The sequence below is a fragment of the Paenibacillus sp. genome (assembly GCF_035645195.1).
GTDB lineage: Bacteria > Bacillota > Bacilli > Paenibacillales > YIM-B00363 > Paenibacillus_AE.
Genome location: NZ_DASQNA010000010.1, coordinates 49,187 through 76,182 on the forward strand (window position 1 = coordinate 49,187; position 26,996 = coordinate 76,182).

Here is a 26,996-nt window from a genome sequence, read left to right on the forward strand (position 1 = left end):
AGCGTTTCATGAACGGACGAGAAGCCCCCGGCCGTTCGGCCGGGGGCTTGATCGCCTTGATTATGGTTTAGTTGTTACAGCATCAGCTCGACCCGATGCGTGCGGCCATCGTCGCGCAGCTCGACGTACGGCGCCTCTTCCGCATCGACGGGTTCTCCGTCGAGCGTCAGCCGGCGCTGGCGCTGCTTGGCGGCGTCGCCGCTCTCCGCGCCCTGATCCGTCCGGCGGACGACGATCTCGTACACGGCGCCGCCGAACCGATACCGCGCTTCGAAGCCCGGCCAATCCGCAGGGATGCGCGGATCGACGTACAGCCGGCCGGCGCGGCGGCGAATGCCGAGAATCCACTCCAGGCCGACCTGGTACATCCAGCCGGACGCGCCGGTGTACCAAGTCCAGCCGGCATGTCCTTCGTGCGGCGCCGCCGTGTAGACGTCCGCCGCCACCGCGTACGGCTCGCCGACGTATCGGCGCACCTCCTGCTCCGTGCGGGTATGGTTGATCGGATTCAGCATATGGAACAGCTCGAACGCTTTGTCGCCCTTCCCGAGCTGTGCCCACGCCATGATGCTCCAGAGCACGCCGTGCGTATATTGCGCCCCGTTCTCCCGAATGCCCGGCGGATAGCCTTGAATGTAGCCCGGGCTCGGCTCCGTCCGGTCGAAAGCCGGGGTGAGCAGCCGTACGACGGCCAAATCCCGGTCGACGAGCTCCCGGTCGAACGACGTCATCGCCTGCATCGCCCGCTCCCGCGGCGCCGCGCCGGAGATGACGGACCACGACTGGGCGATCGCGTCGATGCGGCATTCCGGGCTCTCGATCGAGCCGAGCCAAGCGCCCGCGTCCGTGAACGCCCGGCGGTACCATTGGCCGTCCCAGCCGTGCTCGTGCAGCGCGGCGGCGAACCGTTCGCGGGCCGCTCGGTACGACGCGGCGCGTTCCCCTTCGCCGCGCTCCGCAGCCAGCCGCTCGAACCGCTCCAGCACCTCGCACAGGAACCAGCCGAGCCAGACGCTCTCGCCTCGCCCGTCGGCGCCGACGAGGTTCAGCCCGTCGTTCCAATCGCCGACGCCGATGAGCGGCAGCCCGTGCTCGCCGATGCGCTGCAGCGCTTTGTCGATCGCGCGCACGCAGTGGTCGTAGACGGTGCCGGTTTCGTCCGAGCGGCGCGTCTCTTCATACCGCTCGTGCTCGCCCTCTTTCAGCGGCTCGCTCGTGAGGTACGGCACGACCTCTTCGAAGAGCGACGCGTCGCCCGTATGCTCGACGTACCGCGAGACGACGTACGGGAGCCACAGCAGATCGTCGGAGAACAGCGTCCGAATGCCGCGTTCCGTCTCTTCATGCCACCAATGCTGCACGTCGCCCTCCACGTATTGATGCGCCGCGTGGATGAGCGTCTGCGCCCGCGTCAGCTCCGGCATCGTGTGGAGCACCGCGAGAGAATCCTGCAGCTGATCGCGGAAGCCGTACGCGCCGCCGGCTTGATAGAAGGCGGTGCGCGCCCACATCCGGCAAGCGATCGTCTGGTACAGCAGCCAGCCGTTCAGCATAAGATTCATCTCCGGCGACGGCGTCGACACCTGCGTTTGCTCGAGCGTCCGATCCCAGAACGCCCTTGCCTCTTCGAACGCCCGCTCGCAGACGCCGGCGTCGCGGTATTTCGCGGCGAGGCCGCCGGCGCGCGCGGCCGACGACTCGCAGCCGAGCAGCACGTACAGCTCGGTCTCCTCGCCCGGCGCCAGGCGGAATTTCCGCTGCACGGCGCCGCAGGACGCGTGGCGGGCGCCGGTCCGCCCGGACAGCCGCTCCCGCTCGAGCGCCGCGGGACGCTCCGCGCCCCGGTTGCGGCCGATGAACTCGAGCTGGTCCGCCGTCCACGAGAGCGCGGCCTCCTCGGCTTCCGCTGCGCCGTCCGCGGAAGCGCCATCCGCGGAAGCGCCGCCCGCGGCAGTGCCGGGCGCGAAGACGCCGAGGAACGCCGTCGCCTCCCGGAACGTCTCCTGATACGCGTTGCGGGCGGTCAGGACGCCCGCTTCGGCGTCCCACGCCGTCACGACGTAAGGAGCGTTCGCCGCGCGCTGAACGCCGAGCACCCACTCGGCGTAATACGTGAGCGACAGCTGCCGCGGCGCGTTCGATTCGTTCTTCACCTTCACCCGCATGATTTTGATCGGGTCGTCGAGCGGCACGAAGACGGTCAGCTCGTGGCGGACGCCGTGCCGCGCATGCTCGAACCGACTGTACCCCCGGCCGTGCTCGATGGTATACGGCGGGGCGTCGGACGCGCCGGCGGGCGCCGCGGTCCAGAACGCGCCCGTCTCCTCGTCGCGCAAGTACGCGGCCTCTCCCGGCGGATCGAGCACCGGATCGTTCGACCACGGCGTCAGCTTGCATTCCCGGCTGTTCCGCCACCACGTGTAGCCCGTCCCGAGCTCGGAGACGAAGCACCCGAAGCGCGGGTTCGCCAGCACGTTGATCCACGGCGCCGGCAGCGGATTCCCGTGCCGCAGCACGATCCGGTACGACTTGCCGTCCGGCGCGAAGCCGCCCCAGCCGTTGAAGAACTGCAGGTCGTCGACCGCGGCCGGTTCTGCGGCGGCGGCGGTCCCGCTCTGCTCCGCGGGCGGCGCAGGCGCAACGGCGAGCGGCGGCGGTCCCTCGCCGGCGTCGGCCGGCGCGCGCAGCTGGGCCGGGAGGCTCGCACCGCCCGCCTTCAGCGCGATGCGCGCCGCGGCGAGCAGCAGCGTCCGGTTCGCGTCGGACAGCGTGTTCGCCGGGATGACATGGATGCCGGCCGCCCCCGCGCCGAACCGATCGACGCCGTTCTCGACGAGCCGCTGCAGCGCCTCCTGCAAATCCTGCGCATAGCCGCCCGCCGACTCGTTCAGCACGACGAGGTCGAACGGCAGGCCGAGCCGGCGCAAATATTCATGCCCGGTCAGCAGCTTCACGAGGAACGGCAGCTGGCTCCGGTTATCGATGTGGACGAGCGCGATCGGCCGGTCGCCAGACACCCCGAACGCCCATAAACCGGACTGCCCCTTCTCGTTGCGCGCGATGGAGTCGGCCCGTTCGCCTCGCAGCGGCGGGGTGTACAGCACTTGCCCCGCGAACCGCTGGAACAGCGCCGCTTCCTTATGCGTCAAATTGAGATTGCGCAGCTCGATGCGCGTGCGGTTCCACGCCATCCGAAAGCTCCGGTCCGCCTCCTGCCCGGCGGCGAGCCGCGCCGCGGCCGTCACCGCGGCGTCCTTCGTCTCCGCCACCGACAATACCGACAGCAGGCTGACGGAATCGCCGGGCGCGAGCTTGACGCGGCGGCGCATCGCGAACGCCGGATCGGCGACCGAGCCCGTCTTCCCGCCGAGCCGCGAGCGAATCTCCTGCGGCTCGGCGAGCCCGCGGCCCCGGCCGACGAACGCGGCCCGGTCGGTCTCGTATTCGGGCGGACCGAGCGTCGGCCCGTCGACGGTCAGCGCGTGCGCCGCCCACAGCGTCCGGTCTTTCGCCTCGCGCGGGCGGCGGCTCGCGACGAGGCAGCCCGACGCTTCGTCGTACGCCGTTCGCACGAACAGCTTGCTGAACGCGGGATGCGCGTCGTCGGCGATCGGGGAGGCGAGCGACAGCTCCGCGAACGTCGTCACCTCGATCACTTTCTCCTCCGCGCCGAGGTTCGCGATCGTGATGCGCCGCACCTCCGCGTCGGCCTCCGGCGACACGCACACCTCCATGGACGTGCGGACGTCGCCGTCCCGTCGAAGGAACGTCGCGCGCTCCAGCTCGAACGTGACGAGCTGCTCGTCCGGCTCCGCCCGGCAAGGGAAGTAGGCGGCGGACCACAGCCGGTCCGCGCCGACGTCGCGCAGGTAAATGCCGCTCCCCCACGCGTCCCGCACGGGATCTTCCCGCCAGCGGGTAACGGCGACGCCCTCGAAGCGGCTGAAGCCGGCGCCGGCGGCCGTAACGACGGTCGTAAATTTGCCGTTCGACAGCGTGCACATCTCCGGCGTCCGCGTATGCGGCGTCGAAAACTCGCGCACCTCCTCCGGATCCGGCGCCAGCCGCTCATGCGGCTCGTGCAGGCGCCGCATCGCCGGGTGCTTGATCAGCGCCGGCTTCATCGGCAGCCGCTCCTGCAGCAGCAGTTCGGCCGCGCGCACCTCCTTGCTGCGATGGAATCGGTCGATCATCGTCCGCGGCAGCAGCAGGTTGGACAGCGTCAGCAAGCTCATGCCCTGATGGTGGGCCATGAAGCTCTTGATCACCATGCACCGCTTGCCTTCCGGCATTCGCTTCGGCGTGAAATCGATCGCCTCGTAATAGCCGTACTCGCCGCGCGCGCCGAGCTCCTCCATGCGCCTTAGCGCCTGCAGCCCTTCCCGCTTCGCGAACGGCAGCGCCATGACCGTCGCGTACGGCGCCAGCACCAAGTCCTCTTCGAGCCCGCGTTTGAAGCCGAGGCCCGGGACGCCGAACGCCCGGTACTGGTAATTGTATTGATGGTCGAACGCGTAATAGCCGGACTCCGAAATGCCGAACGGCACGCCGCGCTGCCGCGCGTATTCGATCTGCCGTCCGACGACGGCGCGGTACGTCGTGTCCCACACCGTGTTGCGGTACGTGCGCATCAGCAGCCACGGCATCAAATATTCGAACATCGTGCCGGACCACGACAGCAGCAGCGGCTTGCCGCCGGCCGTCGTCATCGTGCGGCCGAGCGTGTTCCAGTGCGACACCGACACTTGGCCGAGCGCGATGGCGACGAAGCTCGCCTGCCGCGCCTCCGACGCCATCAGGTCGTACAGCACCGTGTCGCGCTCTTGGCGCATGACGTGATAGCCGAGCGAGAACAAATTCGACTTCGCGTCGAACAGCGGACGGAAATCGGTGCCGCGCACGAGCGCCTCGAGCCGGGCGGCGAGACGGCGCCCGCGCTCCGCGACGTCGCCCCGTCCCCCGCCCGCGCCGGCAGCGGTCCCGCCGCGGCTAGACGCGGCCGGCTCCGCGCGTTCGGCAGGATCCCCTGGCGCCGGCGGCTCCGCGACCGCGGTCGCGCCGCCGGGGGCGATTTCTTCCGCGAACGCCACTTGGAACCGATCGTCGTCGCGCCGCCCTTCCGGCGTCCCGGCCGGTCCTTCCCCGGCGGTCTCCGCCTGCAGCCACTCGAGCAACCCTTCGCGCACCGCCATGAGGCAGGCGACGAAGTTGCCGGAGTCGACCGTCGAGACGTACACCGGATGCAGCGGGGCGAGCGTCTCCGTGTCGTACCAGTTGTACAGGTGACCTTCCCATTTCTCCATCCGCTCGATCGTCTCCGTCGTCCGCTCCAATCGTTCGATCAGACCGGCCGTGTCGATGAAGCCGAGATCGCGCGCCGCGACCGCGCAGGTCATATACAAGCCGATGTTCGTCGGCGACGTTCGGTGCGCGATGCCGTTCGGCGGGTCGAACTGGACGTTGTCCGGCGGCAGCCAGCTGTCCTGCGCCGTGACGTAATCTTCGTAAAAGCGCCAAATGTCCTTCGCCAGCGCCCGCATGTCGTCCGCCTCCGCTCCGGCGAACGCCGCCGATTCCCGGCGAGGCGCCTCATCCAGCCAGCGGACGACGAGCGGCGCGGCGAGCCATACGGCGGCGAGCGCGAGGCCGATCGCCCAGACGGCCGGAGCGTCGCCCCAAGCGACCGCTGCGAGCGCCGTCGCGACCGCGAGCGCCGCTCCGCCGCCGACGCCGACGAGCGGCGCGCCAGCGCCCCCGCTCCGTTCGACCTCCGCTTGGCTGACCCACTCGAGCAGCCGCCGCTTCGAGACGAACAGCCGGTGCAGCGTGCGCAGAATCGCGTCGAGCATCAGCACGGCCTGGTACGGCAGCGTGAGGAGCGCTACCGCCGCGTGGCCGACCGCTACGCCGAGGCAGCGCGGCCGATGCCAAATCGCCGCCGGCGCGAGGCATTGGCGAACGATCGGCAGCGCCAGCGCCGCGAACGCGACCGCGTACCAGCGCAGCGCCGAGCCGGGCAAGGCGGGGGCGAGCAGCAGAATGGCCGTGAGTACCGGCGGCATCAAGCTGCGGCGCAAATTGTCGACGATTTGCCAGCGCGTCAGCGCGGACAGATCGATTCGCGCGACCTCGCCCTTGCGATTGCGCCCCTTGGCGCGCAGCCACGGCAGCAGCTGCCAATCGCCGCGCACCCAGCGGTGCAGCCGCTTCTGATGCGCGCGGAACGTAGCGGGATGGTCGTCGATCAGCTCGATATCCGACAGCAGGCCCGCCCGCAGGAAGCCGCCTTCGAGCAGGTCGTGGCTCAGCACCCGGTTGTCCGGGAACGCGTCGCGCAGCGTCGCTTGGAACGCGTCCACGTCGAAGATGCCTTTGCCTGTGAAAATGCCCTGCCCCACCGCGTCTTGATACGGGTCGGAGACGGCGTACGCGTACGGATCGACTCCGGGGTCTCCCGACCAGAGCGCGGCGAGCCGCGACCGCTGCACGCTCTCGTGGCTCATCCCGATGCGCGGCTGCAGCACGCCGTACCCTTCGACGACGCGCGTGCCGGCCTCGTTCAGACGGGGCCGGTTGTAAGGCAAATGCATCGCGCCGATCATGCGCTTCGCGCTCTCGAGCGGCAGCTGCGTGTCGGCGTCGAGCGTAATGACGTAGCGGATGCGCGGCAGCACGGCGGCGTCGCCGTAAGTAACGGCGTAGCTCGTGTCCTGCCCGCCTTTCAACAGCTCCGCGAATTCGACGAGCTTGCCCCGTTTGCGCTCCCAGCCCATCCACACTCCCTCGACCTCGTTCCACGTGCGGCGGCGGTGAAACAGATGGAACGTCGTCTCCGGATACGACCGGTTGAGCCGCTCGATCTCCGCTTTGGCCGCCTGCAGGACGAGCCGGTCCTGCGGCAGCTCTTCCGCGTCCGCATCCTTGAAGTCGCTCAGGATCGCGAAGTGGATATTCGGATCGCGGTTCGCGAGGTAATGCAGCTCAAGCCGTTCGGCAAGCGCCTTCACTTCCTCGATACTAGACCAAATGACCGGAATGACGACCATCGTGGCCGCCTCCTCGGGCACGCCTCGCGAGAAATCGTAACGCAGCAGCCGCACCGGCTTCTTCGCGCGTTCGATCAGCCAATGCGCCGCCGCCACCGCCCATTCGGCCGCAGGCAGCGCCAGCGCCAGCAGCGCGGCGGCCCAGACGATCGGCGTCCATCCCTCGCCGGCTCCGATCCATAGTCCGAAGACGGCCAGCACGACGGCGAACGCGGAGCCGAGCAGTTGGAAATATGTGCGCGCCGGGCGGCGCATGAGCCGGTTTTCCGGCAGCCGTCCCGTCTTGCCGCACAGGCGAAGCGCTTCGCGCAGCTCCGCGATCCCGTCGGCCTCCAGCAAATAATAGGCGGCGTTCGTCCGCCGCGAACGGAGGCCGCTCCGATCCGCCTCCGCGTCGAAGGCGGCGTTCGCGAGCTGGACCGCCTGCGTCGCGGCCAAATTTTCCGGCACCCGCATCCGCCGGGCGAGCTTCTCCACGCGGCGCCGCAGCGTGTCGCGGCTCCCGTCGTCCATGCGCGGGTAATCGCCCGCCTTCTCTCCGCGCAGCGTATGCTCGACGAGGCAGACGCGCTCGAACAGCTCCCGGCCCTGGAAGCGCGACAGCTTGCGCAGGCTGCCCATGAGGTTGCCGGTCGTCACTTGGTACGCCGCTTGCAGCTGGAACTCGTACGACAATATCGAGTCCAGGCTGTCCGGCCCGTTCTCCAGCTTGCAGACGAGCCACTCGCCTACATTAGCCATATCTTCGGCGTGCTCGCGCAAATGCTGCACGAGATGCACCGTCATCGCGCCGGACAGCGGCATCTGCTGCCCCGCGTCCTCGAGCGCCTCCTTGAGCCGCTCCGCCGTCAGCTCGGACGGCTTGATGCCCGCCAGCACCCGGTCGACGAGCCGGCAAATCGCGCGGCGCTCCCGGACCGTCTCCATCAAGGCGGCGAGCCGGCGAATGATTTCTATCTTCAGAAATAACGGCAGCGACCACGCTTCCGCGATCGTCAGCACCGAAACTTCTTGGTATGCGTTCACGTAGGCGGCGAACGTCTCCTCGTTCCACAAGCCGTCGGTATGCTCCAGATAATCGGAGCAAATGGACGAGACGCGCAGGCGCCCTTCTTTGCTAATATACGGCAGCGTTTTGAGCAGCGAGGAGGAGCGCTCCTCCTTGATCGACAGCGCTTCGGCTTCGAGAAATTCCGCGTGGTCGAGCAGCCACTCTTCGGCGGGCTGCGTACAGGTGCCGCGATCTTCATGCAGCGTTTTGACGAAATCGCGCAGTCGGTCCATGTCGGCCTCGATGTTTTTCCACAGCCGGGCGGATGACGTGCGCTTCATGAATGGGTCGTGTTGCAGCGCGAGCTTGTGCGATTCTTGCCTCATCTGTTCGTCATTCAGAAACATGCAGATCCTCCAAACGAGCAAGGTGGTAAATTACCGAACTTCATTACCATTCCTCATTTGGAAGATTTTTATTACATTTTCGACAAAAAAAGCGCCTCGTCCTCAAGGGACGAAGCGCGATTTCGGCTATTCTTACGCTGTTTTTTCCGCTATTCCTCGGACGGCTCCGCCGGCTCCCGCACCGCGTCGAGGCGGCGCGCCGGAGCGAATTTAGTGCGTCCGCTTGTAATACGTGATCGCGAGCGCGACCGCGAGCACGGACCCTTTCACGATGTCCATCGCGTAATACGGCACGGACAGCATGATGAGCCCGTTCGACAGGATGCCGATCAGCACCGCGCCGGCGAACGTGCCGAACGCGTTCGGCTTGCCCGCGCCGAGCACGGAGTAGCCGATGAACGCGGCGGCGACGGCGTCCATCAAATACGGCGCCCCCGCGTTGACCTCGGCGTTCATGACGCGCGCTCCGAGCACGATGCCGCCGACGCCGGCGAGCAGCGCGGAGATGACGTACGCGGCCAATCGGTACTTGCTGACGGCGATGCCGGACAGCTTCGCCGCCTCGGGATTGCCGCCGATCATGTACATGTACCGCCCGTGCTTCGTATAGTTGAGGAACAAGTGCACCGCCAGCACGACGATCAACATGACGACGATGATCCAGGGCACCTGCCCGATCGCGCCGAACCCGTCCGGAATGATGCCGGTCGCGAAATCGCCGTTCGGCAAAATCATGTTCTCCGAAATCGTCGCGCCCCGCGTGTACGTAAGCGCGATGCCCTGGAACACGAACATCGTCGCGAGCGTCATCAGCATGTCCTGAATTTTGAAATTGATGACGAGGAACGCGTTGACGAGGCCGACGAGCAGGCAGAACGCCAGCGTCAGCGCGAGGCTGACGCCCGTGCCCTGCCCGTGCCAAACGAAGAACGAAATGACGAGCGCGTTCGCGAGCGACGCCGTCGAGCCGACGGACAGATCGAAACCGCCGACCGCGAGCGAGACGGTGAGTCCGATGGCGATGATCGTCACGATCGAAATCGAGCGCAAAATCGTCACGATGTTGGATCCGCTTAGGAAATGGTCCGTAAGCGTTCCGAACGCCGCGATCAACAGCGCGATCGTGATCAGCGTTCCATACTTGTAGAGAAAGTCGAAAAATTTAGTTCCCGCACCCGCGCTAGTCATCCGTTACCGCCTCCCGTGCTGTACAGCAGCAATTCTTCTTCGTTCGTCGCCTTCGTGTCGAGCTCCTTCGCGACGCGTCCGTCGTACATGACGTACGTTCGGTCGGTCAGCCCGACGATTTCCGACATTTCGCTCGACGCGTACATGACGCATTTGCCCTGCGCCGCGAGCCCCGAAATGAGCGCGTAAATGTCCCGCTTCGCCCCGACGTCGACGCCTTTGGTCGGCTCGTCGAATAGATAAACGTCCGCGTCCGCCAGCAGCCATTTGCCGATCGCGACCTTCTGCTGGTTGCCGCCGGACAAGTTTTTCACTTTGGCGCGCTCATTCGGCGTCTTGATGCCGAGCGAAGCGATCAATCCCGCGGCGGCTTCCTTCACCTTGGCGTCGCTCACCCACGGCCCGAACGACGTGAAGCGCGACAGCGTCGCCGCCGTCACGTTCGCCGCGACGGACTCCTCGACGAGCACGCCTTCGCGGCGCCGTTCCTCGGGCACGAGCGCCAGACCCGCGCGAACCGCCTCATGCGGCGACCGCGGCAGCCGCAGCGCGCGCCCGCGCAGCGCGATCGTCCCGGACGCCGTCTCCGACGCGCCGAACAGCGCCCGGCACAGCTCCGTCTTCCCGGCGCCGACGAGCCCCGCGATGCCGACGATTTCGCCCGCGCGCACCTTCAGGTCGACCCCTTTCACCTTGTCGCCGTCCCGAATTCCTTTCGCCTCGAAGACGACGTCCCCGATTCGCTTCGGCACGTGCGGGAACTGGCCTTCCATTTTCGCGCCTAGCATGTGCTCGACGACCTGCTGCTGCGTCACGTTCGACAGCAGGTCGCGCGCGACGAGCCGGCCGTCCCGCATGATCGTGATATCCTCGCAAATCTCGTACAGCTCCGGCAGCCGGTGAGAGATGAAGATGACCCCCACCCCTTCCGATTTCAGCTGCCGCACGAGACGGAACAGCTCGTCCGTTTCGCTCCGGCTGAGCGGCGCCGTCGGCTCGTCCAAGACGAGAAAGCGGCACGAGCGCGACACCGACCGGGCGATCAGCACCATCTGCTTCTCCGCGAGCGTCAGCTCCTGCGCGAGCTTCCGCGTCGGGATGGCGACGTTCAGCCGCCGCAGCACCGATTCCGCCGCGCGGTGCAGCTCGCCCCAGTCGACGCGGTGCCGCCCGCGGGTATCGTGCACGAGCGCCTCCATCATAATGTTCTCGCCGACGGACAAATACGGCACGAGCGCCGTATCGACCTCTTGGTAGACGATCTGGATGCCGAGCTCCTTCGCGTCCTTCGGCGACCGGATGCGCACGCTCCGGCCGTCGATTTTGATATCCCCCGTATAATGATCATAGGCGCCGGACAACACCTTCATGAGCGTCGATTTGCCCGCCCCGTTCGCGCCGATCAGGGCGTGAGCCCTTCCCGCTTCCGTGCGGAAGTCGACGCTGGAGAGCGCTTGCACGCCCGGGAAGCCGATCGAAATTTGACACATCTCCAAAACGCTAGATTTCAAGTCTCCCAACATGCCCACCTTCCGCTCCGAACAGGATAGAGCGCCCTTATCCGAAGGGACAAGGGCGCCGCAAGTGACACTTCATTATACCACGTAACGATTACTTCGCGTTCGCTTCTTTCAACGCCTTCATCCAGTCTTCTTCGAAGGCGTCCGTCGTGCCCCAGCCCGGGATGATGTCGGCGAGCGTCACCATATTCACCGGCTCCGAGGACTGCTTCAGCGTCGCTTGGTCGATCAAAGCCGCTTCAAGGTTGTACGTCGGCGGCGTTTCTTCGCCGGCGAGCTTCTTCGCGAGCAGGCGGACGTTGACCGCGCCGATCATTTTCGGATCGACGGCCGCCGTAGCGACCCAAGGGCTGTTCTCTTCCTGCATGATCTGCAGGTCGGCGTTCGATACGTCGATGCCGTAAATTTTGATTTCCGTCCGGCCCGCTTCGATCAACGCGCGCGCCGCGCCGATCGCGAAAGCGTCCCACGTCGCGAAGATCGCGTCGATTTCGCCCTTCGGATGCTTCGTCAGCATCGCAGCGACTGCGTTTTGCGTTTCGACCGACGTGTTCGCGTTCGCGACGCCGAACCGTTCGACTTCCTTGATGTTCGGGTACTTCTCGAGCGTCGCTTGGTACACGTTGTTGCGGCGCACCATCGGCGGGAAGCCGTCGACCCACAGGTAGACGATCTTCGCCTCTTCGCCCTGCTCCTTCACGAGCTGGTCGAGCGCGTACTGCGCGAGCGCTTCGTCGTCCTGCGACGTCAGCGTTACGTTCTCGACCGCGGACAATTCGCCGACGGAGTCGAACGCGACGACTTCGATGCCTTTCTCCTTCAGCTTCTTCACCGCGTCGACCGTCGCCGGATCGTCGCCGTGCGAGATGACGACGCCGTCGTAGTCGCCGTTCGCCGCTTGGTCGAGCGCGTCGAGGAATTTCGCCGTGTCGCCGTTCGCCGAGAACGTATCGACCGTAAAGCCGAGCGATTCGCCCTCTTGCTTCGCGCCGGCGAGGAATTGCGCCGTATGATCGTCGCCGCCGATTTTGCGGATGACGTTGATTTTAATGTCGCCCTTCTCCGCGAGCGCCGCAGGCACGTCGACCGCTGCCGCAGGCTGCGCCGCCGGTTCGGCGGAACCGCCGGAAGTTTCGGTTGCCGCTTGTCCGCAGCCCGCCAATGCCAATGCGGCGGCGAGCGTCACGCCGAGCGTCGAGCGAAGCGTATGTTTCAATTTCATTGTCTATCTCTCTCCCCCAAATTTAATTACAAGTAATCCTATCGGATTTATCAAAAAGCGTCAATAGTTTTATAGATTTCCCGGGATGCATAACGCGCGCGCGTTTTTCCAACAATAGCTTTTGTTCCAAAACTCTTGATTCGCGGGGAGGATTCCACCTTGCTCGACCAATTGGAAAGCAATTACGATTGCTCGAACGCCGGCGACGATTTGCCTAAGCTGATGCGGGAGCTCGACATGTGGAAAGCGAAAGCCGGGGACGACGCGTCCAAGGAATGCATCGAAACGATCAACCGGCTGGAAAACCAAATCGCCTTCATTCGCAACAAGTGCGCCATCCCGCATTGACCCGCGAGGGCGTACGAAAAAAAGAGCGCCGAGGAGAACGGCGCTCTTTCCGATGGATCAATAAGCGAGCGCGAACAGTCCGTCGATGTGCGACAAATAGCGGGCGTTGCTCGCTTTCTTCATGAGGGACGCCGGCAGGCCGCGAAGCTCGATGCCGTTCTCGCCGATCATGCCGATGCCGTCTTTGCGGCCGAGGCTCGCGAGCGTGCCGGAGAATACCGGCTGGAACGTCTTCATCGAGCCGCCGCGCAGCGACGCCGCGATGTTCGCGCCGACGAGCTCGCCCATTTGCCAAGCGAGCTGCGCCGTCGGCGGGTACGGACGGCCTTCCGGTCCGAAGACGACCGCGCAGTCGCCCGCGAGGAACACGTCCGGATGGGATACGGATTGCAGGTGCTCGTTGACGGAAGCGCGGCCGCGGTTCACTTCGATGCCGCAGTTCGCCACCAAGCTGTGGCCCTGCACGCCGCCCGTCCATACGAGCGTGTTGGTTTCGATCGTCCGGCCGTCCTTCAGCGTAACGACGTTGCCGTTCACTTCCGTGATCGGCAGGTTCGTGAGGAACTGCACGCCGCGGCTTTCCAAGCTCGTGACCGCGCGCTCAATCAATTCTTTTGAGAACATCGGCAAAATCGTAGGCATCGCCTCGACGAGGTACAGCGACACGTCCGCGAAATCGACGCCCGCTTCGCGGCAGTAGCCCGGAAGCTCGTCCGCCAGCTCGCCTACCAGCTCCGTGCCGGTGAGGCCGCCGCCGCCGATGACGAACGTCGCGTCCGCTTTGTTTTTCGACGCGCGGTACGCCTTGAGGCGCTCCTTCACGTGCGCGAAAATGCGGTTCGCCTCGTCGGCGGATTTCAGGGTGAAGCTGTTTTCTTTGAGGCCCGGGATGCCGAAGAAGTTCGTTTCGCTGCCGAGCGCAAGGACCAGCACGTCGTAAGCGTACGAAGAACCGTCTTCCATAGAAACTTTCTTCGCGGACGGGTCGACCGATTGGACGGCTCCGATTTTCACGTTGATGTCTTTGCCCTTGAACAGCTTGCTCAGGGGCAGCGCAACCGCTTTCTCGGATACGTTGCCTGCGGCCAGCCGGTGGAGCTCGGTGATGATTTGATGCGAGTCGTATTTATTGATGACCGTGATCGACGCTTCCGCCGCGGTCAAATGCTCGCGGGCGGACAGCGCGCTGAGCAGCCCGCCGTAGCCGGCGCCGAGGATGACGATATGTTTGCTCATGGTTCGCTCTCCTTACCCTTGTCGTTTTCTTTCGCCGAGAATGTCGAGGTACGCTTGGCTTATGCGAAGCAGCTTTTGCACTTCCGGATCTTTCAGCATTTTGAGCATGCCGAACAGGCCGATCGTTTCTTGGCTCTTTTCCGCGCGGTCCTGCGCCTCGATAGCGGCGGACGCGTAATATTTCACCGATTCTTCGACCGGCTTCAGCACCTCTTGAATGCCGCCGAGCGTATCTTGAATGAGAACGCGGTCGGTGACGATCTTTTGCGCGAAATCATACGCTTTGGTCAGCTGCGCCGTCATTTCCGCCAGCTTCGGCAAATTGTCGATGAGCGCCGTCAGCGCCTCCTGCACTTCCGGCTTCAGGAGCTGCTCCAGCACCTCCGGCTGAACCGCGGACTTCGCCGCGACTTGCTCTTTGCTTGCTACACTCGCTTCCATCTTGCTTCGCTCCTTCGTTGTTCGGATCCGCGAACGTTCGGCGGGGGATTGTGAAAGGTATCACATAGTAGTGCGTGTATCCGTGGAATCCTTCATTGTGCTTATCATTTATTATATTACATAAAGCGTTAGATTTCATTAGTTATGTGAAATTTGTCACATAAATATTTTTAATCGGGGTGACAACCTCCGAAGAAAACAGCGTTCTCGCGATAACAGCGCCCCGTTCCGCGACGAAACGAGGCGCTGCGCAAAGTTCCGGGTTCAAGCCGGCTCTTCTTCGCCCGGCGGCTCGACGATGACTGCGCGGCCGTCGAACCGGAGTGCGACTTTGTCCGCGACCCGCATCTCCTCCAGCATCGCTCTCGGAATTTGCAGCCGCCCCGCCCGGTCCAGCGCCGCGTAGCGCGCATGCGGCCGCGCTGCCTCCTCCGCGCCGGTCTCCTTGCGCTTCAGCCATTCAGCGCTCGTCATGCCGTCGCGGATTTCCACGATGCGGTCGACGCTCTCCGCCGTCGCTCGGTCGTGCGTGACGATCAGGATCGTGCATCGCGTCTCCCGATGCAGCCGGCGGAACGTCTCGAGCACCCGCTGCGCGTTCGCCGAATCGAGCGCCCCCGTCGGCTCGTCGGCGAGCAGCAGCCGCGGGCGGTTGGCGAGCGCGATCGCGACGGCGACCCGCTGCTGCTCGCCGCCGCTCATCTCCGCGAGCCGATGGTGTCTGCGGTGCGCCATGCCGACGCGGTCCAGCAGCTCGAGCGCGTATGCGCGGTTCGGCCGGCCGACGAGCGCCATCGGCAGCTCGACGTTCTGCAGCGCCGTCAAATACGGCAGCAAGTTCCGCGCGGGCTGCTGCCACACGAAGCCGACCGCGCTGCGCTTATATTCGATGCGCCGCTTGTCGTCCAGCTTCGTCAAATCCCATTCGCCCACGACCGCTTTCCCCGCCGACGGCCGGTCAAGGCCCCCTAAGATGTTGAGCAGCGTCGATTTGCCGCTGCCGCTGCTGCCGACGATCGCCGTCAGCTCGCCCTCGTCGACCGACAGGTCGAGCCCTTGCAGCGCCGCGACCTCGACGTCCTCCGCCTTGTAGATTTTCACCAAGCCTTCGCAGCGGATCATGCGCGTCCTCCCCTCCCGCCGTTCATCGTTCTTCGCCCAGCTTGATCGCTTCGTGCGCCCGCAGCCTCGTCATATACCGAAGCACCAGGAGCAGCCCGGCCGCCAGCATGACGGCCGCGACGACGACGATGCGCAAGCCGTCGGCGCCGTCCGCGACGAATCGGAACGGCGGCGCACCGCCTTGCGCGTCCTCGAGCAGCGGCAGGAACAGCCGCGCGGCCGCGTTCCCGAGCAGCAGCCCGCAGCCGATCGATAAGCCCGCAGTCAGCGCCTGCTCGAGCAGCACCATGCCGATCAACTCTCTCCTGGTGACGCCCGCCGCGCGGAGAGTGCCGAACTGGACCGTCCGCCGCGACAGCAGGAAAAACCAAAACCCGAGGTACCCGGCGAACGTGATCGCGATCGCGAGCAGGAAGCCCATGGTCAAGATGCCCTGCAGGCCGCCGTGATTCGGGTGGTTTTTCCGGTCGACCAGCTCGCCCCTCGCGTCGTCGACGCGCGCGAGCGGGAGCCCGTCCCGGACGAGCTTCTCGACGGCGGGCCGAAGCGGCGCGCCCGGCTCCATCTTGAGCCAAATTTCGTACGGAAATTTCGGCGCTTCCGAAAATACGTATTCGAGGTTCGCGACAACGAACGGCCCCCGCTCCGGATCGAGCGTCGGGAAGTACGGGATGACACCCGCGACGACGAAGGCGACCGGCGTCTGTTCGTAGCCGATTCTCAGCTCGAATTCGTCCCCGGGCCGAAGGCTGAGGCTCGCCGCCATCCGTTCGGAGACGAGCGCCGCCTGCGGATGCGAACCGAGCGCATCCAAGAAGAGGAACGGATGGACCGGGAACAGCCGCTCCGCAAGCCAGGCGGCGTCCGCCGCCTCCGTGTTGACCAGCGCGAGCAGCTGCGCGGTTCCGGCGGGCTTGCCCGCCGCCGACGCCTTCGCCTCCGCGCGGAGCACTCTCGCTTCGGCCGCCACGCCCGGGAGGCCGCGGTACCGGTCGAAGGGCGGCTCGGTATAGTAAATTTTGTGGATGTCGCGCCGATCCCGCTCGCCGTCCCACACTGGGTGCAGCACAGCGTCGGCACCGTACCGGTACAGGATCCGTTCGATCGCGTTCGCCTCGAGCGTGCGCGCCGCGGCGGCATCGAAGACGCCCATGCCGATCGTCATCATGAGCAGCAGCATGACCGGACGGTATTGGCCGGAGTCCCGCGACAGCTGCGCCAGCGTTACGTAGATCGGCGCGGCGAGCCGCCCTTCGCGGATGCGGCGGAGCAGCGCGGCGAGCCGCGGGAACAGCCGCAGGACGAGGAGCGAGCCGCCGAACAGGAACAGCGCCGGCAGCAGCGCGAAGAACGGCGACGCCGCCCCGCCGCCCGCGGCGAGCGGCGCGGCGCCGGAGCGCGCGAGCGCGTACCCGCCCAGCGCGGCCGCCAGCGCGGCGGCGTCGGCGAGCGGCGCGAACCGGGAGGAGGCGTCCGCCGCCGCGTCCCGCTCCCGGGCGAAGTCGACGACGGACGTCTTCGCGTGACGGAGCGCCGGCAGCGTATTGGCGGCGACGGACAAGAGCGCCGTCGCCGCGCCGGCGAGGAAGGCGGCGGGCGGCAAGCCCGCTTCGAATGCGCGGCCGCGGACGAACGACAGGAAGCCCGACGCCGAACCGATGCCCTGCGCGAGCAGCCAGGCGGCCCCGACGGCGGCCGCGAACGCCGTCGCCGCGAGCAGCGCGCTCTCGAACGCGTACGCGGCGACCACTTGGCCGGGACTTGCGCCCCGGCCCGCCAGCACGGCGATGTCCGCGCGCTGCCGTTCGAGCGATTGCCTGGCGTTCGCGGCCGTGTAATACAGAATGAGCGCGAGCGACGGCGCCGCCAGCGCGAACAGCATCGCCAGCAGCGCGCCGTTCTCCCGCCGGATGGCGCGCATCGTGTCCAGGAAGGACAGCTGCACGGCCGTCCCCTCGAGGCGCTGCGCCAGCCGGACATCGGCGCGCTCCAGCTGTTCGATGACGCGCCGAAGCTGGCCCGAACGCAGCTCCGACGCGTCGAACGCGTAATACCAGCTTACCGCGTCGAGCCGCGCCTCGCGCCCTTCGACGAAGCGGCCCACGAACGCCTCCGGCGAGACGAGGAGCAGCGCGTCGGGAGCGTCGCCGAAGGCGTGCCAGCGCGCCTCGCCCGCGTCCTTCGGCCGGAACGCGCCGACGAGGCGCACCCGCACCCGGGCGCGCGCGCCGCCGTAGCCGTCCGTCTCGTAGACGAGCCGTTCGCCGACGCTCCAGCCGTTCCGCGCGAGCGCATCCTCGTGCACTGCCGCCTCGATTTCCCCGCCGCCGCCCTCTCCCGGGCCGCCGCCCGGGTCGCCGCCCGGCTCGGCGCTCGGCGCGGCGCTCATCCAGCGCCCCCGCGTCAGCTCGGCGGCCGCTTCCAAGTCTCCCTGCGCGGCCAGCCGCATCCGGACGAACCGGTTCGGCGCATCCTCCGCGCGGACGTTGGCGGTGCGCAGGCTCCACCGTTCCGCGAACTCGAGGAGCGGCAGCCCGAGCTCCGCCGGCCATTCGCCTCGCAGCCAGGCGGCCGCCGCCGTCACGTCGGCCGCCTCCGCCGGCTCGGTTCCCCGCGGCTGGTATTTGATCAACAGCGACGCGGGCGCAAGGCCCCCTTCCGCCTGCTTCAGGACGTGGGCGGCCACTTGGCGCAGCGCGCCGTCCCCGTACATCGGGATGCTCATCGCGAACGCGATGGCGACGAACAGCCCGAACCAAGCCGCCAGCGCGGACCCGGGCGTTCGGCGCAGCTTGTGCAGCACGAACGGCAGCAGCCGAATCATGGGCCGATCACCTGCTGTCCCTCCTCGAGGCCGGCCACGATCTCCGCCTCCGTCGTCGTGACGAGGCCGACCTCGACGGTCACCTCCCCGACGCTGCCGTCCTCGTGCCGCGCCAGCACGTACCGCCGCTCGTTCTGCTCGCGCAGCGCCGCGGTCGGGATCAAGAGCGCGTCGACGCGCTCCTCCTTGACGGCGCTGACCGTCAGCGGCATCCCTTCGACGAGCCCCTCCGGCGGATTCTCCAGCTCGAGGATGACCTTGCCCGAGGCGGGATCCGCCGGATCGACGGCTTCCCGCGGATCGGGAAGGCGGCGAATCGTCGCCTCGACGGCGCCGTATCGATTGATCCGCACCTCCGCTTTCATGCCCGGCGCCAGCAAATCCCTATCGGCGGCGCCTAACGCAGCCGCGGCGACGAGCCGGCTCGGGTCGGCGATTTCGCCGATCGGCGCGAACGCGGCCGGCGCGTCGCCGACCTCGGCGTCCAGCGACGCGATGACGCCGTCGAACGGGGCGTGCAGCTTCGCGCCCGAGAGCCGGCTCTCGAGCTGCGCGCGCTCCAGCCGCAGCAGCTCCAGCTGCAGCCGCGCCTTCTCGACGGCCTCCGAATCGGCCGACGCTTCCCGCAGCAGCAAGGTCAGCTTCTCCTCGGCCTCGAGCTGCTCGAGCTCTTTGCGCAGCCGCTGCGTCAGCAAATCGGCGACGTCCAGCTCCGCGATCGGCTGTCCGGCCCGCACCGCGTCGCCTTCCCGCACGTACAGCTTCGCGATGCGCCGGCCCTCCTCCGCGAAAAACAGCGGCTCCTTCTTCTCGGCGATCAACGTGCCGCTCGCGGTCGCTTTGACGGCGAGCGTCCCCCGTTTCACCGTATAGACCGGCTTCGGGTCCATCCGGAGCGGCCGCACGTCGGGCAGCGCCTCCCGCCGCGGCTCCTCCGGCAGCAGGGAGCAGCCCGCCAGCGATCCCGCCAGCGAGGCGGACAGCAAGCAGACGCCCAGCGCCGCCGCCAGCCGCCGGTTAGACCAGCCGCCCGTCCTCCAATTCGTAAACAACGTCGGCCACCTCCCATATCGCCGCGTCGTGCGACGTCAAACAAACCGCGATGCCGTCCTCCTTCGCGGCGCTGCGCATCCACTCCATCACGCGGCGGGACGCGGCGGAATCGAGCGCCGACGTCGGCTCGTCGGCGAGCAGCACCGCAGGGCGCACCGCGAGCGACCGCGCGAGCGCCGTCCGCTGCCGCTCCCCGCCGGACAGCTGAGCGGGGCGATGGCCGCGCCGCGCGTACAGTCCGGCGCGCCGCAGCGCGTCCTCCGCGCGCTCCGCCCGCGCCTTCGGCGGCACGCCGGCGAGGCGGAGCGCCAGCTCCACGTTCTCCTGCGCCGTCAGCTGCGGAAGCAGCGCGTACGTCTGGAACACGAGATGAATCTGGTCGCGCCGCAGCAGCGTACGCCGTTGCTCCGGCAGCCGGTACAGCTCCGCGGAGCCGAACCACACCCGTCCCTCCGTCGGCTCGTCGAGCCCGCCCAGCACGTTGAGCAGCGTCGTTTTCCCCGAACCGGAACGCCCTTTCAGCAGCGCGATCTCGCCTCTTCGCAGCGTCAGCGTGATCTGCTTCAGAATGTCCAGCCGCCTCCCCCGGGCGACGACCGTTTTGCCGATCCGCTCCCCCCGCAGGACGATATCCGCATCCACCGCTTATTCTCCGCCCAGCGCTTGTTCGAGCAGCGTCTGCCCTTCCGCCTCCAGCGCCGCGAGCGCTTCGTCCACGCCGATCTCCCCGCGGACGATCCGGCGAATTTCGCGGTCCGCCGCCAGGGCGAACGCCTTGTCGAACGAGGACGGCAGCCGCTGATGCAGCAGCGTCGGGTTCGGCGCCAGCGCGTAGAACGCGTCGAGACGTTTGCCCTCGACCTCCCGCTTGAAGGCCGGGCGCGAGCTGAGCATCGGGCTGTTCGGGGCGTTCATCGAGGCGGCCTCTTCGCCGTTGATATACTTGACCAGCTCCCATGCGGCCGCCGTGTGCTGCGAATTCGCGTTCACGGCAAACACGTTCGGCAGCGTCATGCCGCCGGTCGCGTCCGGCTGCGAAGCGTCGACCGGCACCGTGACGAGGTCCCAATCGAACGCGCCCGGTCTAGTGCCGTCGTTCGACGACACGGCGAATCCTCCGCCCGCGCCCAGCAGCCCCAGCCCCATCGCGCTGTCGAGCGCCATCGCGGAGAGGCCGCTCGCGAAGTTCATCGTCTCCGGCGAGACGACCATCATGTTCGGCGGCGCGGCCGCGCCGTCCGGCTTCGGCTCCGGCGGCATCGACACGGCGCCGGAGCGGTACCGGTCGGCGACGGAGGCGAACACGCTGCGCCACTCCTCGCCGGCGATCGTCATCCGAGCGTTGTCCGCGTCCGCGACGAGCAGCCCTTTCGCCTCCCCGATGGACCGGATCAGGTCGAACGCCGTTCGGCCGGCGCCGCTTTGGAACAAGCCGTAGCTTCGCTCGAACCCTTCCCCGGCGGACGGAAACTGCTCCGCGAGCGCCAGCAGCTCCTCCCACGTCATCCGGTCCGTCGGGTGCGGCACACCGTGCCGGTCGAACAAGTCTTTATTGTAATAAAGCACCATGCTGTTAGACTCCGGCGCAAGACCGTACAAACTTCCGTTGCCCCGGCCCTTCAGCAGCTCGATGACGCCGGGGTGCATGTTGTCCAGGTCGAACCGGTCGCGCTCGATCGCGGGCCCGAGGTCGTACAGCAGCCCCTCGGAAGCGAACGCGCCGTACTGCTCCTCCGACAACAGCAGGACGTCCGGCTGCTCCCTCTCGATCAGCTCCCGCATCGCCTCCACCGGGTCCGGCGCGCCGTACACGCTCGAGAGCGGCACGACCTCGAATTCGACGTTCGGGTATTTCGTTCGGAACAGGTTCCCGTACAGCGTCAGGAACGACTGTTGGTCGAAGTACGCCACTTTCAGCTCGACGTTCTCCTCTTTGTCCATCGGCCGCCACTCCGCATCGCCCCCGGCCTTCCCGCCGCCTGCGGGCATCGTGCACGCCGTCAGCAGCGCCGGCAGCAGCCCCGCCGCCAGCATCGTTCGCAAGTTCAACAATGGTTTCCTCATCGTTCTCCTCAACCTTCCCTTAACCGAAATGATATGTTTCGATTCTCATCATGCCGGGAGAGTCTTAAAGAAAGCTTAAACCGCCGCGAACTACACGATCGTATACCTGCGAATTCAACCTTCGGGTAATACCCGGCTATTAACGGTTCTTGTATTTTATGGATAGAGCTTTTCGAAGCATCAATCTTTCGGGAGGTTAGTTGATCACATGTACCAACGATTCGATCTGTTAGCTCCGGTGCACAAAGGGCTGCGGCACGCGCTCGGCGGACTTGTTTTCCAAGCGGGTTCCCTGAATGTAAACAACGACGGCGAGCTGAGACGGTTCGCGGAGGAATTCGCCGACATCGTCGACATCCTCGAATCCCATTCCCGCGACGAGGACGCGCACGTCCATCACCTGTACGAGCGATTCGCGCCGGAGACGGCCGCCAAGCTCGAAGCGGAGCACGAAACGCTGGAGGCGGAGCTGGGCGAGCTGCAAGGCTTGCTGGACAAAGCGCTGCGCGCCCCCGAAGAGCGGGGCCCGACGTGGTATATCCTGCAGCGCAAGCTGACCCGATTTACGACGGCCTATTTCTCCCACTTGGAACGCGAGGAGGGGGAAGCGGCGGAGGCGTTATGGGCTAATCTGGACGACGCCCAGCTGAAGGAGGTGTCCGTCCGCATCCGCTCGTCGATTCCGCCGGCGACGATGATGATTTTCCTGCGCTATATGCTGCCGGCGCTTACCTTCAACGAACGGTACGACATGCTGAGCGGCATGAAGCGGTTCGCGCCGCCGGAGGCGTACCAAGCGGTGCGCGAGCTGGCGGAGCGGCGGCTTCGTCCGGAGGATTGGGCGGAGCTCGCCGCCGCCTTGGACACGGTCGAGCAAGGGGCGTAACCCCCGCGCCGCCGATCCCGCAAAACGGTAATCGAATACGTCGACACGCGAAAAAAGATCGCTCTCGATTCGGCCTAATGGCCGGATCGGGGGCGATCTTTTTCGTTTGCTCCGCGCCTGCATGATTTCCATACCCGGGGGAACACTCCCTATGTAACTTTTGGATGGAAGGGGGACCCCTATGTTTATCTACGGCGCCGATATTCCGCTGGAGGACGCGAGATTAGAAGAGTCGACGGAACCGACGGCCGCAACGCCCGTCGAACCGATGGAATACCCGTTCGAATACGGGAAGGACATTTTCCCTGCCCCCGAGGCGTAACGACGACTACGAGCGAAAGGAAGATCAACATGGCTAGACTACTGTACATTACAGCGAACCCGAAAGCCGAAGAGCAATCGTACTGTCTGTCCGTCGGAAGAGCGTTCCTCGACGAATACCGGAGCGCGAACCCGGAGGACGACATCGTCGAATTGGACCTGTACCAAACGCACATCCCGCACATCGACACCGACGTGTTCAACGGATGGGGCAAGCTGCAGCAGGGCAAGGCGTTCGACGAGCTGTCGGCGGAGGAAAAAGCGAAGGTGGCGCGCATTAACGAATTGACCGACCAATTCATTGCGGCGGACAGATACGTCTTCGTGACGCCGCTGTGGAACTTCAGCTTCCCGCCGATCGTGAAGGCGTACATCGACACGATCTGCATCGCCGGCAAAACGTTCAAGTATACCGCCGAGGGGCCGGTCGGGCTGCTGCAGGGGAAACGGGCGATCCATATTCAAGCCCGCGGCGGCGTCTACTCCGAAGGCCCGGCGAAGGAAATGGAATTCGGGGATCGTTATCTTCGGACGATTTTCGGCTTTATCGGCATCCAAGACGTCCAGTCCGTCATCGTCGAAGGCATGGCCCAAATGGCCGATCAAGCCCAAGCGATCAAAGAGCGGGCGATCGCGAACGCCAAAGAGGCGGCGCGCAGCTTCGCGGCCGCTCCGGTTCGCGCGTAACGTTCACTCCGGCGAGCAGCGGCGAAGGAACAGCTCGAACAGCTCCTTCGCCCATGCTTCGTCGCCCAGGTCGAAGGCGAGGTCGAGCAGGAACCGTACGCTCTCCGCATACGGCACCACCGAGAAATCGAATTCGCTCTGCAGCGCGACGCGCTCCCCCTCGCAGGAAAACACGAACAACGGGTAAGGCCCCACATATTCCAATCGTTCGAAAACGGCGACGCGCCCCTGATGCGGATGGCCGTCTTTCGCGATCAAACATCTCTCGCCCCCGCGCAGGTTTACATACAAGCGAACGTACATCCGCTGCCGCCTCCTCCTGGCGATGTTTCCGATCTATTCGATTGAAAGCGCCTTAATTCCTGCCGCCGCGCGCCGTCCAAATGTTGGCGGGGCGTTGGTTTCACATGCCTGCGGACGTCCCTCCGTTCGCGGCGGGCACGCCGGCCGCGCCGCGGCGAGGACGGCGCCGGCCTTGCGCGCCGACGAGCAGCCACCCGAACGGCAGCCGCCCGGCGAGCCGCGCGATCAGCAGCGCCCCGGCGGCGACGACCGCGGACGACGCGACGGCGACCGGCAAATGGTAGCCTCCCAGATCCAGCGGCCGCGTCAAGAACGCGACCCCCGTCAGCACGAGCGGATGCGCGAGGAACGCCCCGAAGCTGAGGCGGCCGACGGCGAGCAGCGCGCGCTTCAGCCATCCGCCCCGACGGACGACGAGCACCGTCACGCCGAACCCTGCCGCGAGCTGGGAGAGCGCCAGCAGGAAAATGACCGGGCGCAAATAGGTGGAGGCGCCGAGCTTCATCGTCTCCATCGACGCGTCGAGCAGCGCATAGCCGGCCCAAATGTAACATGCCGCGAACGCGAACAGACTGACCGGCAGCAGGCTCACGGCCGCTTCGCGGAACCGATGCAGCGCCATCGCGCACACCGCCCCGAGCAGAAAATAAAAGAAATAGAACACAAACCACATCGTTCGATGAGCCATCGCCCACTCCCACGCGCCGCCGACCGCGGCGGCGAAGGCGCCGGCATGCCAATACGAATAATACACGAGCGCCAAATAAAGCGCCCCGGCCGCCGTCAGCAGCCACGCCGTCCGAACGGCCTCGCGGCCCGGCCGGCGCGTCGCGAAGCGGCGGAGCGGCTCGGCCGCCTTCCGCAGCAGCGGGAACAGCAAATAAAATTGGAAAATCATCAATATAAACCACAAATGATACCCGTACGTCGGCTCGATCAGCTGCCGGGCGAGGTCGAGCCAGGCCGCGGGCTCCGCGAGCGAACGTCCGGCGTACATCATCGCCGTCGCCCAGTAAATCGCCGTCCAGGCGAGGAACGGCACGAGAATGTCGCCGGCCCGCTTGCTCAAGAACGATCCGTAGGACCGCCCTTCCGAAGCGCGGTAAAACAACAGCGCGCCCGCCATAAAGACGAATGCCGGCGTGCCGAACCGCGTCATGTGGAACAGCATCGCCAGCATCACCGCGTCCGGCTGGTGAATATCCGGCCGGTAAATAAATTCCCCGATGGTGTGCTGCGTCGCGATGGCGAGAAACGCCAAGGCGCGCAGCAATGTAATTTCTTCGATGTTCTCTTTATTCATCCGTTTCTCCCATCAACCTGATCCGATTCGTTGTTGTCGATTCTCTTCTATTACGAACCCCGCCGCTGCAGCGGCAGCAGCACGGTCACGCTCGTGCCCTTCCCCGGCTCGCTGACCACGCGAATATGCCCGTTATGGCTTTCGACGATCCATTGAGCGATCGACAGGCCCAGCCCCGCGCCCGCGTCCTTCCGGCTGCGGCTCGCGTCCGCCCGGTAAAACCGGTCGAAAATGAACGGCAGCTGCTCCTTCGCGATGCCGACGCCGTTGTCGGAGACGACGATGCGCGCCCAGTGCTCCTGCTTCCCGATCGACAGCTCCACGCAGCCTCCCGGCGGGGTGTATTGGATGGCGTTGTCCAGCAGAATCGTCATCAGCTGCACGACGCGGTCCTCGTCCGCCTCGATGACGACCGGCTCCCGGGCTTCGAACCGGAGGGAGACCGGCTTCGCTTCCGCCAGCGCCCTCATGTGCTCCGCGAGCTCAGCCGCCGCCCCGTGCAGCGGCATGCGCCGCCATTCCAGCTGCAGCTGGTTCGAGTCGGCGCGGGCGATCGTCAGCAAATGCTCGAGCAGCCGCTTCATGCGGCGCGCTTCTTTCATCACGTTCGACACGTATTTCGCGTCCTGCTCGATCGTGTGATGCGGGTGCCGCAGCAGCAGCTCCGCGCTCGTCTGGATAATCGTGATCGGCGTGCGCAGCTCGTGGGACGCGTCGGAGACGAACCGCTGCTGCCGCTCCCACGACCGGCTGATCGGCACGAGCGCCCGCCCGGCCAAAAACCAAGCCCCCGCCAAGGACGCGACCGCTCCGGCCAGCGTGCAGCCGATCAGCACGAAGCGGAGCCGGCGAAGCATGTCGACCTCCGCGGACACGCTCGTCACGAGCTGCATATATTCCATCGGCTGGCCGTTCACGCTGATCGCCGCCGGGAAATCGTCGACGACGATCGCGCGGAACGACGCGCCGTCGACGCGAATCGTTTGGTACGTCCGTCCCGGCTCCGGGTAAAACTTCATCGTCTCGCCGGGGAACATCGCCGTAAGCGCCGGCGGGCTCACCCGCCCTCCCCCGAACCAAATGACTTGGAATACCGGCCGGTCCAGCTGCCCCAAATCGTATAAGAACGAGTCGAAATCGGGGTTCGGCTGCGCCGAGAGCTCGTCGGCTTTCAGCCGCAGCGCGCGATCGACCTGCGAGAAGATGGCGTGATGCGCGAAGGCGTACACCGTGGCGTTCACGGCGAGCAAAATGAGCAGCAGCACGGCGGTGTTGACGAGCGTCAGCCGATAGCGGGTCCGGTCAACCATCCGACGGGTCCCACAGCTTGTAGCCTACGCCGCGCACGGTATGGATCACCGCATCGTAATCGTAAGCCGCGAGCTTTTTCCGCAAATGAGAGACATATACTTCCACCACGTTGGGAGCCGACTCCGAATCGTAGCCCCACACGCGGTCGAACATTTGCTCCCGGGTCAAAATGCGCTCCCGATGCAGCAGCAAATATTCGAACAGCACGTACTCTTTCCCCTTGAGCGACAGCGGATGCCCGTCGACGTAGCCTTCCTTCCGCATCGGGCTCGCGGTCAGACGTTTGTACTTCAGCTCCCCCCGATCGGCCGGGTATTTCCGTTTCAGGAGCGCCCGCACGCGGGCGAGCAGCTCTTCGAGCGCGAACGGCTTCGTGACGTAATCGTCGGCTCCCAGGTTGAATCCTTCGATTTTGTCCCGCAGCGCGTCCTTCGCCGTCAAATACAGAACGGGCGTATCCAGCCGCTTCGCGCGAAGCCGTTGCAGCAGCTGCCGGCCGTCCAGCTCCGGAAGCATCACGTCCAAAATGATGACGTCGTAAATATCCTGGCCGGCCATAAACAATCCGTCCGCCCCGTTGTCCGCCGTATCTACCTCGAAATGCTCTTCCCGCATGAAAGCGGCGAGCGTGTCCGCGAGACCCCGGTCGTCCTCGACGATCAACAGCCGCATAGCGCACCTCCCGAACGGAGTCGTTTGCTACAAATTATATCGGAGAAAGCT

19 protein-coding genes are annotated in these 26,996 nt (G+C 65.9%); 4 read left to right on the plus strand and 15 right to left on the minus strand.

What is annotated here, in order from left to right; all coding sequences use genetic code 11:
- Positions 1-74 precede the first annotated feature (74 nt).
- The 4 genes from VE009_RS04585 to VE009_RS04600 form a co-directional block, all read right to left on the minus strand.
- Positions 75-8,444: a GH36-type glycosyl hydrolase domain-containing protein gene (locus VE009_RS04585; RefSeq protein ID WP_325006227.1), complete on the minus strand. Its 8,370-nt coding sequence runs from the start codon at positions 8,442-8,444 to the stop codon at positions 75-77.
- Between the two features lie 210 nt (positions 8,445-8,654).
- The gene (locus VE009_RS04590) at positions 8,655-9,632 is read right to left on the minus strand and encodes an ABC transporter permease (protein ID WP_325006228.1); all 978 of its coding nucleotides are present in this window, start codon (positions 9,630-9,632) and stop codon (positions 8,655-8,657) included.
- Positions 9,629-11,155 carry a sugar ABC transporter ATP-binding protein gene (locus VE009_RS04595; protein ID WP_325006229.1) on the minus strand — a complete coding sequence of 509 codons (1,527 nt, stop codon included), beginning with the start codon at positions 11,153-11,155 and terminating at the stop codon, positions 9,629-9,631. The genes VE009_RS04590 and VE009_RS04595 overlap by 4 nt, the downstream gene beginning before the upstream one ends.
- Before the next feature lie 88 nt (positions 11,156-11,243).
- Entirely contained in the window at positions 11,244-12,374 is a 1,131-nt protein-coding gene (locus VE009_RS04600; protein ID WP_325006230.1) for a sugar ABC transporter substrate-binding protein, read from the minus strand.
- 159 nt (positions 12,375-12,533) lie between these two features.
- On the opposite strand from VE009_RS04600, the gene VE009_RS04605 reads away from it, so the two are divergent.
- Positions 12,534-12,722 carry a DUF2524 domain-containing protein gene (locus VE009_RS04605; protein ID WP_325006231.1) on the plus strand — a complete coding sequence of 63 codons (189 nt, stop codon included), beginning with the start codon at positions 12,534-12,536 and terminating at the stop codon, positions 12,720-12,722.
- A gap of 57 nt (positions 12,723-12,779) precedes the next feature.
- On the opposite strand, the gene VE009_RS04610 is transcribed toward VE009_RS04605, so the two are convergent.
- The 7 genes from VE009_RS04610 to VE009_RS04640 all read right to left on the minus strand — a co-directional run bounded on the left by VE009_RS04610 (position 12,780) and on the right by VE009_RS04640 (position 21,462).
- On the minus strand, positions 12,780-13,958 hold the full coding sequence (locus tag VE009_RS04610; protein WP_325006233.1) for an NAD(P)/FAD-dependent oxidoreductase: 1,179 nt from the start codon (positions 13,956-13,958) through the stop codon (positions 12,780-12,782).
- 12 nt (positions 13,959-13,970) lie between these two features.
- Complete coding sequence (locus tag VE009_RS04615; RefSeq protein ID WP_325006234.1) at positions 13,971-14,399, minus strand: DUF1641 domain-containing protein; 429 nt, start codon at positions 14,397-14,399, stop codon at positions 13,971-13,973.
- Between the two features lie 264 nt (positions 14,400-14,663).
- Complete coding sequence (locus VE009_RS04620; protein WP_325006235.1) at positions 14,664-15,521, minus strand: ABC transporter ATP-binding protein; 858 nt, start codon at positions 15,519-15,521, stop codon at positions 14,664-14,666.
- A gap of 22 nt (positions 15,522-15,543) precedes the next feature.
- The gene (locus VE009_RS04625; RefSeq protein WP_325006236.1) at positions 15,544-18,345 is read right to left on the minus strand and encodes an ABC transporter permease; all 2,802 of its coding nucleotides are present in this window, start codon (positions 18,343-18,345) and stop codon (positions 15,544-15,546) included.
- Positions 18,342-19,397 (minus strand): efflux RND transporter periplasmic adaptor subunit, encoded by a 1,056-nt coding sequence (locus VE009_RS04630; RefSeq protein ID WP_325006237.1) that lies wholly within the window; start codon positions 19,395-19,397, stop codon positions 18,342-18,344. The genes VE009_RS04625 and VE009_RS04630 overlap by 4 nt, the downstream gene beginning before the upstream one ends.
- Positions 19,363-20,040: an ABC transporter ATP-binding protein gene (locus VE009_RS04635; protein WP_325006238.1), complete on the minus strand. Its 678-nt coding sequence runs from the start codon at positions 20,038-20,040 to the stop codon at positions 19,363-19,365. The genes VE009_RS04630 and VE009_RS04635 overlap by 35 nt, the downstream gene beginning before the upstream one ends.
- 3 nt (positions 20,041-20,043) lie before the next feature.
- Positions 20,044-21,462: an ABC transporter substrate-binding protein gene (locus tag VE009_RS04640; RefSeq protein ID WP_325006239.1), complete on the minus strand. Its 1,419-nt coding sequence runs from the start codon at positions 21,460-21,462 to the stop codon at positions 20,044-20,046.
- A gap of 208 nt (positions 21,463-21,670) precedes the next feature.
- Between VE009_RS04640 and VE009_RS04645 the strand changes: the two genes are divergently transcribed.
- The 3 genes from VE009_RS04645 (at position 21,671) to VE009_RS04655 (ending at position 23,356) form a co-directional block, all read left to right on the plus strand.
- Positions 21,671-22,348, plus strand: coding sequence for a hemerythrin domain-containing protein (locus tag VE009_RS04645; RefSeq protein ID WP_325006240.1), 678 nt, complete (start codon positions 21,671-21,673; stop codon positions 22,346-22,348).
- Positions 22,349-22,529: 181 nt separating this feature from the next.
- The gene (locus VE009_RS04650; protein ID WP_325006241.1) at positions 22,530-22,670 is read left to right on the plus strand and encodes a hypothetical protein; all 141 of its coding nucleotides are present in this window, start codon (positions 22,530-22,532) and stop codon (positions 22,668-22,670) included.
- Between the two features lie 29 nt (positions 22,671-22,699).
- Positions 22,700-23,356 carry an FMN-dependent NADH-azoreductase gene (locus VE009_RS04655; protein WP_325006242.1) on the plus strand — a complete coding sequence of 219 codons (657 nt, stop codon included), beginning with the start codon at positions 22,700-22,702 and terminating at the stop codon, positions 23,354-23,356.
- A 3-nt stretch (positions 23,357-23,359) separates the two neighbouring features.
- On the opposite strand, the gene VE009_RS04660 is transcribed toward VE009_RS04655, so the two are convergent.
- From VE009_RS04660 to VE009_RS04675, 4 genes are all read right to left on the minus strand, one after another.
- Positions 23,360-23,659 (minus strand): hypothetical protein, encoded by a 300-nt coding sequence (locus VE009_RS04660; protein ID WP_325006243.1) that lies wholly within the window; start codon positions 23,657-23,659, stop codon positions 23,360-23,362.
- A 100-nt stretch (positions 23,660-23,759) separates the two neighbouring features.
- Positions 23,760-24,962 carry an acyltransferase gene (locus VE009_RS04665; protein ID WP_325006244.1) on the minus strand — a complete coding sequence of 401 codons (1,203 nt, stop codon included), beginning with the start codon at positions 24,960-24,962 and terminating at the stop codon, positions 23,760-23,762.
- 50 nt (positions 24,963-25,012) lie between these two features.
- On the minus strand, positions 25,013-26,272 hold the full coding sequence (locus VE009_RS04670) for a HAMP domain-containing sensor histidine kinase (protein WP_325006245.1): 1,260 nt from the start codon (positions 26,270-26,272) through the stop codon (positions 25,013-25,015).
- Entirely contained in the window at positions 26,265-26,945 is a 681-nt protein-coding gene (locus VE009_RS04675; protein WP_325006246.1) for a response regulator transcription factor, read from the minus strand. Before VE009_RS04675 ends, VE009_RS04670 begins: the two co-directional genes overlap by 8 nt.
- Positions 26,946-26,996: the final 51 nt, after the last annotated feature.